Annotated in this window: 14 protein-coding genes; 12 read left to right on the top strand and 2 right to left on the bottom strand. The window is 71.0% G+C overall.

Annotated features, from left to right (window positions below; genetic code table 11):
• Positions 1 to 6: 6 nt before the first annotated feature.
• Together KI388_RS05330 and KI388_RS05325 are read left to right on the top strand one after the other, a co-directional pair.
• A complete protein-coding gene (locus KI388_RS05330; RefSeq protein ID WP_215088327.1) occupies positions 7 to 1,179 on the top strand; it encodes a 3-dehydroquinate synthase II in 1,173 nt (390 codons plus the stop codon).
• 98 nt (positions 1,180 to 1,277) lie between these two features.
• A complete protein-coding gene (locus KI388_RS05325; protein WP_215088326.1) occupies positions 1,278 to 1,892 on the top strand; it encodes a hypothetical protein in 615 nt (204 codons plus the stop codon).
• Between the two features lie 7 nt (positions 1,893 to 1,899).
• Here the strand turns inward: KI388_RS05325 and KI388_RS05320 are convergent, their stop codons facing one another.
• Positions 1,900 to 2,616 (bottom strand): SDR family NAD(P)-dependent oxidoreductase, encoded by a 717-nt coding sequence (locus tag KI388_RS05320; RefSeq protein WP_215088325.1) that lies wholly within the window; start codon positions 2,614 to 2,616, stop codon positions 1,900 to 1,902.
• A gap of 142 nt (positions 2,617 to 2,758) precedes the next feature.
• On the opposite strand from KI388_RS05320, the gene KI388_RS05315 reads away from it, so the two are divergent.
• Together KI388_RS05315 and KI388_RS05310 are read left to right on the top strand one after the other, a co-directional pair.
• Positions 2,759 to 3,706 (top strand): PfkB family carbohydrate kinase, encoded by a 948-nt coding sequence (locus tag KI388_RS05315; RefSeq protein WP_251133217.1) that lies wholly within the window; start codon positions 2,759 to 2,761, stop codon positions 3,704 to 3,706.
• 88 nt (positions 3,707 to 3,794) lie between these two features.
• Complete coding sequence (locus KI388_RS05310) at positions 3,795 to 4,412, top strand: class I SAM-dependent methyltransferase (protein WP_215088323.1); 618 nt, start codon at positions 3,795 to 3,797, stop codon at positions 4,410 to 4,412.
• Positions 4,413 to 4,484: 72 nt separating this feature from the next.
• Here the strand turns inward: KI388_RS05310 and KI388_RS05305 are convergent, their stop codons facing one another.
• On the bottom strand, positions 4,485 to 6,011 hold the full coding sequence (locus tag KI388_RS05305) for a carboxypeptidase M32 (protein ID WP_215088322.1): 1,527 nt from the start codon (positions 6,009 to 6,011) through the stop codon (positions 4,485 to 4,487).
• Between the two features lie 135 nt (positions 6,012 to 6,146).
• Between KI388_RS05305 and KI388_RS05300 the strand changes: the two genes are divergently transcribed.
• From KI388_RS05300 to acs (KI388_RS05265), 8 genes are all read left to right on the top strand, one after another.
• The gene (locus KI388_RS05300; RefSeq protein ID WP_215088321.1) at positions 6,147 to 7,262 is read left to right on the top strand and encodes an acyltransferase; all 1,116 of its coding nucleotides are present in this window, start codon (positions 6,147 to 6,149) and stop codon (positions 7,260 to 7,262) included.
• Between the two features lie 57 nt (positions 7,263 to 7,319).
• Positions 7,320 to 8,366, top strand: coding sequence for a low specificity L-threonine aldolase (locus KI388_RS05295; protein WP_215088320.1), 1,047 nt, complete (start codon positions 7,320 to 7,322; stop codon positions 8,364 to 8,366).
• Between the two features lie 164 nt (positions 8,367 to 8,530).
• The gene (locus KI388_RS05290) at positions 8,531 to 8,887 is read left to right on the top strand and encodes a DUF2209 family protein (protein ID WP_215088319.1); all 357 of its coding nucleotides are present in this window, start codon (positions 8,531 to 8,533) and stop codon (positions 8,885 to 8,887) included.
• Positions 8,884 to 10,236, top strand: a complete 1,353-nt coding sequence (gene hflX, locus KI388_RS05285) for a GTPase HflX (protein ID WP_215088318.1) — start codon at positions 8,884 to 8,886, stop codon at positions 10,234 to 10,236. The genes KI388_RS05290 and hflX overlap by 4 nt, the downstream gene beginning before the upstream one ends.
• 121 nt (positions 10,237 to 10,357) lie before the next feature.
• Positions 10,358 to 12,316, top strand: a complete 1,959-nt coding sequence (gene acs / locus KI388_RS05280) for an acetate--CoA ligase (protein WP_215088317.1) — start codon at positions 10,358 to 10,360, stop codon at positions 12,314 to 12,316.
• Positions 12,317 to 12,382: 66 nt separating this feature from the next.
• Positions 12,383 to 12,622, top strand: a complete 240-nt coding sequence (locus KI388_RS05275) for a DUF2061 domain-containing protein (RefSeq protein ID WP_215088739.1) — start codon at positions 12,383 to 12,385, stop codon at positions 12,620 to 12,622.
• Between the two features lie 158 nt (positions 12,623 to 12,780).
• Entirely contained in the window at positions 12,781 to 14,574 is a 1,794-nt protein-coding gene (locus KI388_RS05270) for a bacterio-opsin activator domain-containing protein (RefSeq protein ID WP_215088316.1), read from the top strand.
• A gap of 96 nt (positions 14,575 to 14,670) precedes the next feature.
• Positions 14,671 to 16,665: an acetate--CoA ligase gene (gene acs, locus KI388_RS05265; protein ID WP_215088315.1), complete on the top strand. Its 1,995-nt coding sequence runs from the start codon at positions 14,671 to 14,673 to the stop codon at positions 16,663 to 16,665.
• The last annotated feature ends 80 nt before the right edge of the window (positions 16,666 to 16,745 follow it).

Below are 16,745 nucleotides of genomic sequence, written 5' to 3'. Positions count from 1 at the left end.
TCGACAATGACACGCACGGTCTGGGTCAAAGCCGACGGCGCGGTCGGCGACTGGGAGGCGCGCAAGCGACGGGTCACGGCCGCCATCGAGGCCGGCGCCGACTGGCTGCTCGTCGACGAGGGGGACGTCGGGCGCGTCCGGGAGCTCGGCGACGTGAACGTCGCGGCGTTCCGCTCGGACGCCGACGTGATCGACGACGCCGAGAGCGACGCCGAGGCCGACGCCTACTTCGTCGGCAAGGGCGGCGAGGGCGACGGGACGATATCGATGCCCGAGGACCTCTCCGGCTCGGCCGACCTGACCACGCTCCGCCGGCGCGACGACCGCGCGCAGGGCGCGTACGTCCGCGTCCTCGGCACCGAGTACGAGGAGTTCGCGCAGGAGGCCGCCGCCGACGCGGACTTCACCGTGATCGTCGGGGAAGACTGGTCTATCATCCCCTTAGAGAACCTCATCGCGCGAGTGGGCGATGAGACCCACCTCGTCGCGGGCGCGACGACGGCCGCGGAGGCCCGGACCGCCTTCGAGACGCTGGAGATCGGCGCAGACGGCGTCCTCCTCGACGCCGACTCGCCCGACGAGATCCGCGGCGCGGTCGAGGCCCGCGACGCCGCCGACCGCGAGACGCTGGACCTCCGGCACGCCGAGGTGACCGAGATCGAACAGACCGGGATGGCCGACCGCGTCTGCATCGACACCGGGTCGCTGATGGACGACAGCGAGGGAATGTTAGTCGGCTCGATGTCGCGCGGCCTCTTCTTCGTCCACGCCGAGACGGCGGAGTCGCCGTACGTCGCCTCGCGCCCGTTCCGCGTGAACGCCGGCGCGGTCCACGCGTACGTCCGCAACGCGGAGGGCGGCACCAACTACCTCGCGGAGCTGTCGAGCGGCGACGAGGTACAGGTCGTCGACACCGACGGCTACACCCGCGAGGCGGTCGTAGGCCGGGTGAAGATCGAGAAGCGCCCGATGTTCCGGATCCAGGCGGAGGTCGAGACGGAGGACGGCACCGACCGGATCGAGACGCTCATCCAGAACGCCGAGACCGTGAAGATCGCCACGAGCGAGGGTCGGAAGGCCGTCACCGACGTGGAGCCGGGCGACGAGGCGCTCGTCTACTACGAGGACGTCGCGCGCCACTTCGGCGAAGCCGTCGAGGAGAGCATCATCGAGAAGTGAGCGCGGTCGCGGTCCCGTGAGCGCGTCGCGACCGCGCGGAACCGGCCGCGATCGTGTCGACCAGAACGCATTTGACGGACTCTCCGGATCCGGCGTCCATGGCAGTCGCTACCGAAGACGGCGGTCGCGTCGCTGAGTCGGGATTCCTCGAACGGGTTCGTCACCTCGCGGACGCCGCGAACCCGGCGTTCGCGGCCGGGAGCTTCCTCGTGCCGCTGGCGTTTCTCGCGGCGAGCGTCGCGCTCGCGAGCACCGAACTGCTCTTCTACACCCACGTCGCCGCCGGCGCGGTGTGGTTCGGCTTCGCGCTCATCTTCCCCGCGATCATCGGGCCGACGCTCGGCGGCCTCGACGAGGAGGCGACGGCGGCGGTGAACCGGGCGCTGATTCCGAAGGCGGTCTTCTTCCTCGTCGGCTTCTCGCTGACGACGGTGCTGTCCGGAACGGTCCTGCTGACGCCCGACCTCGGGCTCGGCTACGGCTTCGGCGGGACGTGGTCGGGGCTCGCGCTCGGAGTCGGCTGGGGGCTGTTCGCGTTCGGGCTGGCGGTGCCGCATCGGCTCCAGCTCAGCGCGTACTACGAGACGCTGTCGCCGGACCCGGACGCCTCGCGGCTCGAATCGATCGAGAAGAAGAACCTGATCGTCGGGCTGTTCGAGGGCGCGGTGATGCTCGCGCTGATCGTCCTGATGACCGGGTTCCGGCTGGGATGAGCCCGGGTCACCACGGGATCGGCTCGCGGTCCTTCCAGAGGCGGCCCGACGGACTCCCCGGCGCGAACCGGGCGAGCCACACCGGAGTCTCGGCCCCCTTCGACGGCGAGCGCGGCGCGCGCTCCCCGCCCATGTCCGTCTGAACCCACCCGGGGGAGACGGCGTTGGCGACGAGCCCCCGCTCGCCGTACTCGCCGTCGAGGTAGGCCGTCAACCCCCCGAGACCCACCTTCGACAGCCGGTAGGCCGGGTACTCGCCGTCCATCTGCCCCTCCGTGAACTGCCCGAGCCCGGACGACATGGAGACGACGCGCCCGCCCGGTTCGTCCACCAGCAGCGGTAACGCCGCCCTCGTCAGCAGGACCGGACCGCGGAGGTTCACGGCCATCGTCCGGTCGAACTCCGCGTCGTCCATCTCGTGGAGCGGTCCCGACCGGGGGAAGACCCCGGCGTTGTTCACCAGGATATCGAGCGACCCCCGCTCCCGCTCGATCCGGTCGACCGCCGCTCGGATCTCTCCGTCGTCGGTCACGTCCAACTCGACGGCGCGCTGGTCCGCCGCGGTCACGTCGGCCGGGTCTCGCGCCCCCGCGTACACGGTCGCGTTGAGGTCCGCGAGCCCCGCGGCTATCTCGGCCCCGATGCCGCGGGTCGCTCCCGTGACCAAGGCCACGTCGTCGGTCAGGTCCGACTTGAGTTCCACTTCCGGCGGCGTCTGTGTCATGTCGGTAGAAGGGACGGTCTCCCGCCAGAAATATCCACAGCCGCGCGCGCCAGACCCGTCCGACGAGCCGGCAGTCCGCGGCCACCGATCGAAGCCGAGGTCATGGGTAGATTCATCCGCGTCACGCGCGGACGACCCGATAGTGGGCGACACAGCGAACGACGGACCCCGCGGGCTGCTCGTCGTCGGTGACGCGACGATAGACCTGTATCCAGCCGACGGCGGCTCGGTTGCGACGGGGAGCGGCCTCGAGTGGCACGTCGGCGGCACGGCGACGAACGCCGCGCGGTGGGCCGCGGCGGCGGGCTGTGCGGTCAGTCTGGTGACCGACGTCGGGAGCGACGCCCTGGGAGCGGCGGCGGCCCGGCGGCTCGCGAGCGGGCCGGTCGACGCGTCCCGCGTCGCGCGGGCCGACGCGCCCTCGCCGCTGACGCTGTACACCGGAACGGCGGGCGACGGGGAGTGGGACGCGTGGGTGGCCGGGAGCTGTTACGGGTTCACCCCGCCGGAGGACCCGGCGTCGCTCGTGGCCCCGTACGACTGGATCCTTCTGGAGGGGGTGACGCTGCCGGCCGAAGTCAACCGGACGGCGGTCCGTCGCCTCGCCCGGGCGGCCGGGGAGCGCGGCACCCGCGTCGCGTTCGACCTCAACGGGCGCCGCAATCAGTGGGACACCGCGGTCGCCTACCGGGACGCGCTGCGCGACGTCCTCCCGTACTGCGACCTGCTGTTCGCCGGCACGGACGACCTTGCCGTGGCGGGCGTCGAGCCGACCCCGACCGGACTGCTCGGACTGCTCCCGTCCGACCACTCCGCGACGGCGTTTCTCACCGACGGCGGCGACGCGACCCGGGCCATACGGGTCGACGACGGGGAGATACGGGAGCGCGCGACCGCCGCGCCCCCGTCGGTCTCGGTCGCCACCGCGGCCGGCGCCGGCGACGCGTTCGCGGGGGCGGTCCTCGCCGCGCGGCGCGAGGGCGTCTCGGACCTCCGCGAACTGGCGGCGATCGGCAACGCGGCGGGCGCGGCCGCCGTCGAGACGGTCGGTGCGTTCGAGGCGGGCGCCCGGGAGACGGACCCGCTCTGAACGCGGGCCGCTCCCGGGCCGAACCCGGGGTCGCTCGACCTCGGACGTCGTCCGACGGCGTTTTCCCCCGCTGGACGAGTCGGTACACGTGGAACCTCACACCGTCCGAGAGTCGTGGACGAACCGGACGGGCGAATACTCGCCGGCGTACTACGCGCATTACGGTCCCAACGAGACGAGCGAACTGATCCGCGAGGCCCTCGACGAGCACCTGCGCCGCGACGCGGCGGTCCTCGAACTCGGGTGCGGCTCCGGCCGGCACCTCGAACACCTCGCGAACCACGGCTACGAGGACCTCACGGGCGTCGACATCGACGCCGGGGCGTTCGACACGATGCGGGAGGCCTACCCCGAACTCGCCGCCGGGGGGACGTTTCACCGCGGCCCGATAGAGGACCTCGTCGAGAAGTTCGACGACGGGCAGTTCGACGCGGTGTACTCGGTCGAGACGCTCCAACACCTCCACCCCGACGTCGAGTGGGTGTTCGAGGAGATAGCCCGGATCACCGACGACCTCCTCGTCACGGCGGAGATAGAGGAACCGACCCGCGACGCCTCGGCCGACCCGGAGGTGAACTACGTCGACGACGACACGCCCCTCTACTACCGCGACTGGAACCGCGTCTTCACCTCGCTCGGCCTCGTCGAGGTCGACGTCGTCAGCGGCGAGCGGGACACCATCCGGACCTTTCGGACGCCCCGCTAGTCGGCCGAGTCCGCGGTCGAAAGGCTCCTGTGTGACGGTCGGAAGCCAGTCCCTCGACGGGTCCGAACTGGCTCAGATCCCGTACAGCTCGCCGTACTTCTCGTCGATGTAGTCGAGGAAGGCGTCCGCCGAGAACTCCTCGCCGGTCGCGCGCACCACCAGTTCGTTCGTCTCGTAGCGCGAGCCGTGTCGGTGGACGTTCTCCCCGAGCCAGTCGTGGAGGTCGTCGAACTCGCCGTCGGCGATCTTCCCGTCGAGGTCGTCGATGTCGTCCTCGGCGGCCTCGAACAGCTGGGCGGCCATCACGGAGCCGAGCGAGTAGGTGGGGAAGTAGCCGAAGTTGCCGTGGCTCCAGTGGATGTCCTGGAGGCAGCCCTCGCTGTCGGTGTCGGGCCGGATGCCGAGGTACTCCTCGTACTTGTCGTTCCACACCTCGGGCACGTCCTCGACGTCGAGGTCGCCGCGGATCAGGTCGCGCTCGATCTCGAACCGGATGACGATGTGGAGGTGGTAGGTGAGCTCGTCGGCCTCGACGCGGATGAGGTTGTCCTCGTACACCTGGTTGAACGCCTCGTAGGCGTCCCGAACCGTCGCTTCCTCGGTCTGCGGGAAGTGCTCTTGGAAGACGGGGAGGAACTCCCGCCAGAACGCCTCGCTGCGCCCGACGTGGTTCTCCCAGAGGCGCGACTGCGACTCGTGGACCGAGAGGTCGCGGGACTCGCCCAGCGGCGTGCCGAACCGCTCCTGCGGCAGCCCGAGGTTGTACTGCGCGTGGCCGAACTCGTGGATCGTCGAGCCGACGGCGCCGAGCGGGTCCGTCTCGTCGAACCGCGTCGTCACGCGGCAGTCGAACTGGTTCCCGGAGGTGAACGGGTGCGAGGAGACGTCGAGGCGGCCGCGCTCGAAGTCGTAGCCGACGAGCTCCAGCGCCTCCCGGGAGAGCGCCTCCTGATCCTCCTCGGGGAACGTGCCCTCGAAGGTGTCGACGGCGAGTTCGACGTCCGACTCGCGGATCTCCTCGATCATCGGGACGAGCGCCTCGCGGAGCTCGGTGAGGATCGACTCGGCGCGCTCCATCGAGAGGCACGGCTCGAACTCCTCGAAGAGGACCTCGTAGGGGTCGCGGTCGGGGTCGATGTGCTCGGCGTACTCGCGTTTCAGCTCGACGTGCTTCTCGAGGTAGGGAGCGAACTCGTCGAAGTCGTCCTCGGCCTTCGCCTCCTCCCACGCCTGAAGCGCCTCGGAGCCGGTCTCGGATATCTCCTCGACCAGCTCGACCGGGACGGCGTCGGCGCGCTCGTACTCGCGGCGGACCTCGCGGACGACCGCCGCCTGCTCGTCCGTGAGGTCGGCGTCGTCGAGCTCGTCGAGCAGCTCGCCCGTCTCGTCGGCGGTGACCATGTCGTGGTGGACGGAAGACAGCGCCGAGAGCTGCTTCGACCGGGCCGGGGTGCCGCCCTCGGGCATCATCACCTGCTGGTCCCAGCCGAGGACCCCCGAGGCGCTGCCGACCGCGTTCCACCGCTGGACGCGGTCGAGGAGGGCGTCGTAGGCGTCCGGTGCGTCGGCTGCGTCGTCTGGCGCGGCTTCCGTAGCCATACGCTACGGATCGATCCCGGTCGTTAAGAAGGGACCGGACCCGGAACCCCTCGGATCGCGCGGGTCGCCACCGTTCGCGTCCGCCCCAGCGCGCGAGTGGAAACGGTCAATATCGCGCGCCGCTGAGCGACGGCGATGACCGATCGCGTCCACAGCCTCGACGCCATGCGCCTCGTGGCGGTGGTGTCCGTCGTGCTGATCCACACGGACCCGTTTCAGGGGCTCGGCGCCGCCGGCAACGCGGTCAACTTCGGGATCAAGACGACCGCGCGGTTCGCCGTGCCGTTCTTCTTCCTCGCGTCCGGCTACTTCTTCGCGGCCAAGACGGTCGACCGGGACCCCCGCGAGTACCTCTCCCGCCGGGTCGTCTCGATCGGGTCGCTGTACGCGTTCGGCCTCGCGCTCGCGGCGCCGGCGTTCCTCGGCGGACGGGTGGCGTCTGACACGGCGGCCGGTCGCCCGCTCCTCGCCGCCGTCGGAACGCGCGTGGCCGAGTTCCTCGACCCGGTCGAGCTGCTGTACTACGGCACCTCGGTCTCGGAGATCCTCTGGTTCCTCCCGGCGCTTTTGGTGTCGCTCGCGCTCGTCGCCGCCTTCGCGACGACCGAGCGGACGACCGCCGCCCTCGTGGCCGTCGCGGCGTGTCTCCACGCCGTCGGCCTCCTCGGGACGAGCTACACGATGTTCGTCGACGTGCCCTTCGAGGTCCGGGACGGGCTCTTCTTCGGCTTCTTCTACGTGAGCCTCGGGTACGCGGTCGCTCGCAGCGACCGGACGCCGTCGCGGGAGCTGAGCCCGATTCTGTTGGGGCTGGTCGGCTGCTTCGCCGTCCTCCAGCTCGCGGAGTTCGCGCTGCTCGGCTACCCGCTCCGCGGGGAGGCGTTCGGCTCGTACGTCTTCGCCCCGAGCTACGGGATATTCACGGCGTTCCTCGCTCTCTCGATATTCCTATTCCTGCTGTCGCGGCCGACGCTCGGGGCGGGGACGCCGCTCCCCTCGTGGGGCGCGTACGCGGTGGGGATCTACGTCGTCCATCCGGTCGTCCTCGCCGCGGTCCGCGGCGTCCGCGAGGCGCTCGCGGCCTCCGGACCGGCGTCGGTCGCCGCGGCGTTCTGGCACCTCGGCGCGACGCCGGCGACGGTCCTCGGCGCGCTCGCCCTGTACCTGCTGGCCGACCGACTCCGGATCGTCCAGATCGGCGGGAGCCACTTCCCCGGCGCGCCGCTCCTGTCGTCGCGTCGGTCGCGGTGAGCGCGGCGCGGCCGAGCGCGGGATATATGCCCGCCGCCCCTGAACGACCCGTAACGGATGTCCGACGACGACTTCATCGACCTGCGGTCCGACACCGTCACGACGCCCTCCGAGGGGATGCGCGACGCGGCCGCGACCGCCGAGGTGGGCGACGACGTGTACCGCGACGACCCGACGGTCAACGAACTGGAGCGCCGGGCGGCGGAGGCCGTCGGCACGGAGGCCGCCCTGTACGTCCCGTCGGGGACGATGGCGAACCAGATCGCGGTCCACGCCCACACCGAACCGGGCCAGGAGCTTCTCCTAGAGCGCGAGTCGCACATCTACCGCTGGGAGCTGGCGGGCGCGGCCAAGCTCTCCGGCGTCCAGACGCGGACGATCGACGCGGGCGAGCGCTGCGTCCCGACGCCGGAGGCGGTCCGCGAGGGCCTCGTCGACGAAGACCTCCACCGCCCCGGGACCGGACTCCTCTCCTTAGAGAACACCCACAACTACCGCGGCGGGGTCGCGGTCCCCGTCGACCGGCTCGCGGCCGCGGCCGAGGTCGCGCGCGACGCCGACGTGCCGGTCCACCTCGACGGCGCCCGCGTGTTCAACGCCGCGGTCGCGCTCGGAGTCGACGCGAGCGAGGTCGTCGCGCCCGTCGACAGCGTCACCTTCTGCCTCTCGAAGGGGCTCGGGGCGCCCGTCGGCTCGATCCTCGCCGGCGACGAGGCGTTCGTCGAGGACGCGCGCCGCGTCCGCAAGCTGTTCGGCGGCGGGATGCGGCAGGCCGGCATGATCGCGGCGCCGGCCCTCCGCGCGCTGGAGAACGTCGACCGCCTCGCGGAGGACCACGCCAACGCGGCGCGGCTCGCGGCCGGACTCGACGCCCTCGACGGCGTCGAGGCGCCCGCGCCCGACACCAACATCGTCGTGGCGCACACCGAGGACGCCGGCATCCCGTCGGAGTCGCTCTACGCGGCCTGTAAGGACGCCGGCGTCGGCTGCGTCGAGTTCGACGACTACGCGACGCGGTTCACCACGCACCTCGATGTCGACGAGGCGGACGTCGACGAGGCGGTCGACCGGATCGCGGCCGTCGTCGACGGCCTGCGGGACTGACCGGCCGAGTGCTTCGGACCCAGTCGCGCGGGGACGCGGGGGCCGCACGGAAACGTTCAATTCGACGGGCGACCAACGCTCTGGCATGGACGCACAGGCGCCCGACGCGGACGCGCGGACCGGCCGAACCGTGGTGAGCGACGCCCGCCCCTGAGGTGGTCGGCGTGGACATCAGCGGCCGCCACGAGGAGGACGGCGAGTACCTGATGGTCGCGGCCGCGGTCCACGCGCGGGTCGACTCCGCCCGGATACGGTCGGTGGAGGGGATGGGCTTCGCCGCCGCGCGCGAGGGGCCGACGCTGGAGGCGACCGTCGCGCTCGCCGCCGAGGCGGTCGAGGACCTCCCGGCCCCGCCCCACGGACCGGTCGTCGCGGAGGGCGGCGAGTTCTACGAGGAGCCGGCGGCCAGGGTCGGGCCCAGCTTCCAGCCCGAGTTTAAATACGTCGAGAGCATAGGCGAGCGCGAGACAGTGCAGGCAGCACACCACGCCGCGTACGCCGCCCGGGACTTCCTCCGATGAGCGGGGACGCCGGGCGGGCGGACGGCGAGTCGGGCGCCGAGAGACGCCGCGCAGTCGTCGCCAAGCGCGTCGACTCCGGGGAGGCCGACCTCTCCGAGATCAGACAGCTCGCGGCGGCCGCGGGCTACGACGTGGCCGGGGAACTCACCCAGACCCGCACCGAGGACGCGGCGTTCATGTTCGGCGAGGGGAAGGTCGCGGAGCTTCGCGACCTCGTCCGCCGCACCGGCGCCGGGTCGGTGATAATCGACAACGACGTGGGACCGTACCAGACGTTCAACGTCGGGGGGAAGCTCCCCGAGGGCGTCGAGGTCGTCGACCGGTTCACGCTCATCCTCGAGATATTCGGTCAGCGCGCCAACACCCGGAAGGCGCAGCTCCAGGTCGAGCTCGCGGAGCTGCGGTACGAGCTGCCGCGCGCGGAGGCGAAGGCGAGCCTCGCGAAGCGCGACGAGCGGCCCGGGTTCATGGGGTTGGGCGAGTACGACGAGAGCGTCGAGCGCGACATCAAACGCCAGATATCGGAGATCCGCGACGAGCTGGAGTCGATAGCCGAGAAGGAGGAGGCGCGCCGCGAGCAGCGCCGCGACTCCGGCTTCGATCTGGTCGCGCTCGCCGGCTACACCAACGCCGGCAAGTCGACGCTGATGCGCCGGCTCGCGGACGAACTGGCGGTCGACGAGAACGCCGAGCGCCACCGCGACCTCGACACCACCGCCGAGTCGCAGGACATGCTGTTCACGACCCTCGGCACCACCACCCGCCGGGCGGAGATGGAGAAGCGCGACGTGCTCTTGACCGACACCGTCGGCTTCATCGCGGACCTCCCCCACTGGCTCGTCGAGTCGTTCGAGTCGACGCTCGACTCGGTGTACCGCGCCGACCTCGTGTTGCTCGTCGTCGACGCCAGCGAGCCCGTCGAGGAGATGCGCGAGAAGCTCGTCACGAGCCACGACACCCTCTACGAGCGCAACGAGGCGCCCGTCGTCACCGTGTTCAACAAGGTCGACCGACTGGAGCCGGGCGAGCTGGCCGACAAGCGCGCGGCGCTCTCGGGCGTGGCGCCCGACCCGGTCGCGGTCTCCGCGAAGACGGGCGCGGGCGTGGCCGAGCTCCGCGACCGGGTTGAGGCCGAACTCCCCGACTGGGAGCGCGAGCGGCTCGTCCTCCCCGTCTCGGACGAGGCGATGAGCCTCGTCTCGTGGGTCCACGACCACGGGTACGTGGCCGAGGAGACGTACGCGGGCGACCAGGTGACGGTCGACTTCGAGGCGAAGCCCTCCATCGTCGCCCGCGCCCGGGCGAAGGCGGCGGACATCTCGGCGGCGCCGCCCGAGGAGTCCGTCTGAGCGTCCGCCGGCCGACCCTCCCGCCGAGCGGTCGCCGGGCGCGGCCGACCCGACATCGGGTCGCTCTCGCTCGGCGGGGAGCCGGACAAAGTATAGGTTTCTCCGCGGGCCATGGGACGTCATGGACGACCCCGGGAGCGACGGTCGGTTCGTCGACGGCGGCGAAGACGTCGTCCCGCCGCCGGCCGAGTTCCGGCGGCGAGCGGCCGCGAGCGACTCGGCGGTGTACGAGCGGTTCGACCGCGAGGGACCGGACGCGTGGCGCGCGGCCGCCGACCTCCTGACGTGGGACCGCGAGTACGAGACGGTCCTCGACGACTCCGAGCCGCCCTTCTACGAGTGGTTCCCGGACGGGAAGCTCAACGCCGCGGCGAACTGCGTCGACCGCCACCTCGACGACCGGCGGAACCAGCTCGCGATCCGGTGGTTCGGGAAGCGCGGCGAGCGCCGCTCGTACACCTACTTCGACCTCCACCGCGAGGTGAACGCGGTCGCCGCGGGGCTCCGCGACCTCGGCGTCGAGGAGGGCGACGTGGTGACGCTGTACCTGCCGATGATCCCGGAGCTCCCGATCGCGATGCTGGCCTGCGCGCGCATCGGCGCGCCGCACAACGTCGTGTTCGCGGGGCTGTCGGCCGAGGCGCTCGCCACGCGGATCGACGCCGCCGACTCCGAGTACCTCGTCACCTGCGACGGCTACTACCGCCGGGAGGACGCGTTCAACCAGAAGTCGAAGGCGGACAACGCCCGGATTCAGGCCGATCAGGAGCTCTCGGCCGCGGTCGTCGTCGACCGCCTCGGCGACGAGCTGTCGGTCTCGCTCGGGGACGACGAACACGAGTACGGCGCGCTGGTCGACGCGCACGACGGCGAGACGGTGGAGCCGGTCGCGCGCGACGCGACCGACCTCCTCTTCGTGATGTACACCTCGGGGACGACCGGGCGGCCGAAGGGGGTCGAGCACGCGACGGGCGGCTACCTCGCGCACGTCGCGTGGACGACGCGGAACGTGCTCGACGTGCGGCCCGACGACACCTACTGGTGCGCCGCCGACATCGGCTGGATCACCGGGCACTCCTACGGCGTGTACGGCCCGCTCGCGACGGGGACGACGACCGTGCTGTACGAGGGGTCGCCGGACTACCCCGACCGCGACCGCGTCTGGGACCTGATCGAGCGCAACGCCGTGAGCGTCTTCTACACCTCCCCGACCGCGATCCGGTCGTTCATGAAGTGGGGCGCGGAGTACCCCGAGTCGCACGACCTCTCGTCGATCCGACTCCTGGGGACCGTCGGGGAGTCGATCACGCCGAAGGCGTGGCGCTGGTACCGCGAGCACGTCGGCGGCGGCGACGCGCCGGTCGTGGACACGTGGTGGCAGACCGAGACCGGCGCCATCGCGCTCGCCACGCTTCCCGGCGTCACCCCGATGAAGCCCGGGAAAGTCGGTCCGCCGCTCCCGGGGATAGACGCCCGCGTCGTCGACGAGGACGGCGAGGCGGTCGAGCCCGGGGAGTCCGGCTACCTCACGCTCGCGTCCCCGTGGCCCGGGATGCTCCGCGGGCTCCGCGAGGGCGACGAGCGCTACCTCCGGGAGTACTGGCTGAACGGCGAGGACGGCTGGCGCTACCGGACCGGCGACGGCGCGGCCGTCGACGAGGACGGCTACGTCACGATCCTCGGGCGCGTCGACGACGTGATCAACGTCCGCGCACAGCGGTTCAACACGGGCGAACTGGAGGCGGCCATCGTCGACGCCGCGGGCGTGACCGAGGCCGCGGTCGTGGGCGACGACGACGGGAACATCGTCGCGTACGTGACGACCAAGAGCGGCGTCGAGCCCGACGAGACCCTCCGGGGGGCCATCGGGGACCGGCTGACGAGCGCGGTGGGGGACGTGGCCCGGCCCGACCGGGTCGTGTTCACCCCCGAACTCCCGAAGACGCGCTCGGGGAAGATCATGCGGCGGCTCTTGGAGGACATCGCCCGCGGCGAGGAGTTCGGGGACGTGAGCGCGCTCCGCAACCCGGAGGTCGTGGGCGAAATCGAGTCGACCGTTCGCGAAAGGAGAAACCAATAGTAATTACTTCCTACCGGTTGAGATATGACTACCGGTTACTTACCGGTGGCGGCCGAAGTGGAAGGCATGGGTGCGAACGTCTTCTCGCGCGACGCGGTCCACGCTCGGCGCCGCGCGGTCGTCAAGACCCTCTGCTATCGGGCGTTGATGGTGACGATCACAGTTCTGGTCGCGTGGCTCGTCGTCGGAGACGTGGGACAGGCAGCGAGCATCGGCTTCGTAACCAACGCCGTAAAGACGCTCACTTACTACGGCTACGAGCGGCTATGGGACCACGTGTCATGGGGAGTCGGCGCCGCGGAGTGACCCCCATCGCTCGTTTCGGAACCGACTGAAAATCCGAAACCAACGACACGGGTAAAGCGCTCCGGCGTGTCGCTCCGAGCGATCTATTCGGTCTGGACGGTCGAGAGGTGAACCTCCGGTACAGTTTTGTTTCGGGTCTCCGTTGAGTTCCGAAACGAATGGTCGACTATCTCGACGCGGACGCCTACGACGCGCTCGTCACCGCCGCGGAGACGTATCGCGCGGCGCTCGTCGTCAGGCTGGCGGGGGAGGCAGGACTCAGGACCGAGGAGATCACCCGCGTCGCTCCCCGACACCTCCGCGAGGCGGAGTCCGTCGCGAGCGCCCGCGTCCTCGCGGTGCCCGCGACCGGCGACGGCGGGAACGGCGGGGGCGGAGAGGCGGCGTCGGCCCCGCCGGACGACGAACCGATCGACCGAGAGACCGTCGTTCCGCCGTCGCTGGCCGCCGACCTCGACCGGTACGCGACGAGCGAGGGGCTCCGGGAGAGCGACCCGTACGTCGACGTCTCTCCCCGTCGCGTCCAGATGATCGTGAGCGACACCGCTGCGCGGGCGGCCGGTCTCACCGACGCCGCGCTCGGCGAGCGGGTCACCCCCAACCTCTTGCGGAAGACGTTCGCCCGTCGACTGCTCGTCGACCGCGACGTCGACCCTCGGGCGGTCCGGGACGCGGGCGGGTGGGAGTCGCTCGGGACGCTCGACCCCTACCTCGACCCGCTCGACGGGGAGGCGCTCGTGGCCACGATAGCCGGCGAGGACGGCGACGAGGCGGCCGCGACGCCGACCGAAACGGCCGTTTTACCCGGGTTCGAGGCGCTCGCTGACCCCGGTTCGGCGGACCCCGTCGCGGCCGTCCCGGCCGGCCTGACTGAGGCCGACCGCTGGGCCGAGGCCTGGGTCGTCCGCCGGGCGGTCGGGAGCGAGCGGGCCGACGTCGCCGCCGCGGCGGGCGTCGACCGCGAGACGCTCGCGGACCGCGGCGCGACCGCCGAGGGACCGGGGGCGAACGCGATAGCCGACGGCGCGCCGGTCGCGACCGACGGCGCTCAGGAGACGGGGGAACGACCGGCGGTCGCGGTGCCGGCGGCCTACGAGGGCGTCGTTCACGGCGCGCTCTGCGTCGTCGCGGCCGACGGCGACCCGACCGACGAGGCCGAGCGGCGCGCGCTCGCGGCGCTCGGGGGATGCCTCGGTCGGGCGGTCACCGCGGACCGGTGGCGGGAGCTGCTCCACTCCGATGCGGTCACCGAGGTCGAATTCCGCACCACCGACGAGGGGGCGTTCCTCGCCCGCGCGAGCGAGCGACTGGACTGCCGGATCGAACTGGCGTCGACCGTCGACGTCGACGACGACGTCTCTCGGGCGTACCTCTCCGTCGACGGGGCCGGTCCGCAGGCGTTCGCCGCGGTGGTCGAGTCGGCGGCGGGCGTCTCCGACTTCCGGGTGATAGAGACCCGCGAGGACGGCTGTTCGGCGTCGCTCCGCCTCGCGGGCGGGTCGCTGGTCCGGGCGCTCGTCGACCACGGCGCGACGGTCCGCGACGCGTCCGCCGCCAACGGCCGGGTCCGCGTCGTCGCGGACTTCCCCGAGGGGACGAACGTCAGGCCCGTCGCGAACGGCCTCCGCGACCGGTTCGCGGACGTCCGACTCGCCAGCAAGGAGTCGGTCGCGCGCTCGCCGCGGGCGGAGTCGTCGCTGCGGGACGGCGTGGCCGACCGGTTCACGGACCGCCAGTGGGCCGCGCTGTCGGCGGCGTACCACGGCGGCTACTTCGACTGGCCGCGCGGGAGCACGGCCGAGGAGGTGGCCGACGCGATGGGCGTCTCGTCCCCGACGTTCCACAACCACCTCCGGAAGGCCCAGCGCGCCCTGCTCGACGGCGTCTTCGAGGAGGCGGCGGAGCGGTCGGTCCGCGACGGCGAGGAGCGCGCGGTCCGCACCGACGGGTGAGCGCGCCGCCCCGGCCGGACCGGCGACGATCCATCACGATTTTTCGTATTTAGCGCCAGCGTTTATATGCCGATATCGGTTGGATACGACCGTACCATGACAGAGGGAGACGGCCAACTGGAAGCGAGGCTGGCGGAACAGGAGGTATTCGAGCCGTCGGAGTCGTTCGTCGAGCAGGCGAACGTCTCCGACCCGGAGATATACGAGGAGTTCGAGGAGAACTGGCCCGAGTGCTGGGAGGCGGCCGCCGACCTGCTGGAGTGGGAAACCGACTACGACCAAGTGCTCGACGACAGCAACCCGCCCTTCTACGAGTGGTTCACGGGCGGCGAGCTGAACGCGTCCGCGAACTGCCTCGACCGACACCTCGACGAGCGCGGCGACGAGGCGGCCATCGAGTGGGTGGGCGAGCCGGTCGACGAGGACGACCGCACGTACACGTACGAAGAGCTTCACCGCGAGGTGAACGAGTTCGCGGCCGCCCTTCGGGAGCGGGGCGTCGAGGAGGACGACGTAGTAACGATGTACATGCCGATGATCCCGGAGCTGCCGATCGCGATGCTGGCGTGCGCCCGCATCGGCGCGCCCCACAGCGTCGTCTTCGCCGGGTTCTCGGCCGACGCGCTCGCGACGCGGATGAACTCCGCGGAGTCGGAGTACCTCGTCACCTGCGACGGCTACTACCGGCGCGGCGACCCCCTCGACCACCTCGACAAGGCGAACGAGGGGCTCGCGGACGTCGAGCACGACACGACCACGGTCGTCGTCGACCGGCTCGGGCCGAACGGCGACGACTTCGGTCACGACCTCGGGGACGACCAGATCGACTACGGCGACCTCGTGGCCGAACACGAGGGCGCCGAGGTCGAGCCGGTCACCCGCGACGCCGAGGACATGCTCTTCCTGATGTACACCTCGGGAACGACGGGGAAGCCGAAAGGCGTGAAACACACGACCGGCGGCTACATGTCGTGGGTGTCGTGGACCTCGCGGTCGGTCCTCGACATCAAGCCGGATGACACGTACTTCTGCTCGGCCGACATCGGCTGGATCACCGGTCACTCGTACATCGTCTACGGGCCGCTCGCGCTCGGCACGACGACGATGATGTACGAGGGGACGCCCGACCATCCGGAGCGCGACCGCCTCTGGGAGATAGTCGAGGAGCACGAGGCGACCCAGCTGTACACCGCCCCGACCGCGATCCGCGCGTTCATGAAGTGGGGGTCGAAGTTCCCGGACCGACACGACCTCTCCTCGCTGCGGCTGCTCGGCACGGTGGGCGAGCCGATCAACCCGCGTGCGTGGAAGTGGTACTACCAGCACATCGGGGACGAGGAGTGCCCCGTCGTCGACACCTGGTGGCAGACGGAGACGGGCGGGATGATGGTGACGACGCTGCCCGGCGTGAAAGACATGAAGCCCGGCGCCGCGGGGCCGCCGCTGCCGGGACTCGACGTTCAGATCCTCGACACGCTGGGCGACGAGGTGGAGCCGGGGAAGGCGGGCTACCTCACGGTACAGAAGCCGTGGCCCGGCATGCTCCGAACGCTGTACAACAACGACGAGCGCTACATCGAGGAGTACTGGGCGGAGTACTCCGACACCGACAGCGACGACCCCGACGACTGGGTGTACTTTCCGGAGGACGGCGCGAAGATCGACGAGGACGGCTACATAACCGTCCTCGGGCGCGTGGACGACGTGCTCAACGTCTCCGGCCACCGGCTGGGGACGATGGAGATCGAGTCCGCCATCGTCGGCGTCGAGGGCGTCGCGGAGGCGGCCGTCGTCGGCGGGAACCACGACATCAAAGGCGAGGCGGTGTACGCCTACGTGACGACCGAGGACGGCTACGAGGGCAACGACGAGCTCCGCGAGGCGATCGTCGCGGGCGTCGAGGACGCGATCGGTCCGATCGCGCGGCCCGAACAGGTCGTGTTCACCCCCGACCTGCCGAAGACCCGGTCCGGGAAGATCATGCGTCGCCTGCTGGAGAACATCGCTGACGGCGAGGAGCTCGGGAACACGAGCACGCTTCGGAACCCCGAGATCGTCGAGGAGATCCAGCAGAAGGCCGACGCCGAGTAGCGCTCGGCGGACCGTTTTCCAACCGTTCCACCGACGACCACGACGGACGAGACGACGGCAAACATCACGAAAAAATCATA

The organism is Halorubrum sp. 2020YC2, from assembly GCF_018623055.1.
Taxonomy (GTDB): domain Archaea; phylum Halobacteriota; class Halobacteria; order Halobacteriales; family Haloferacaceae; genus Halorubrum.
The sequence above is the reverse complement of the archived record's forward strand: the minus strand, read 5'-3'. Positions and strand labels throughout refer to the sequence as shown.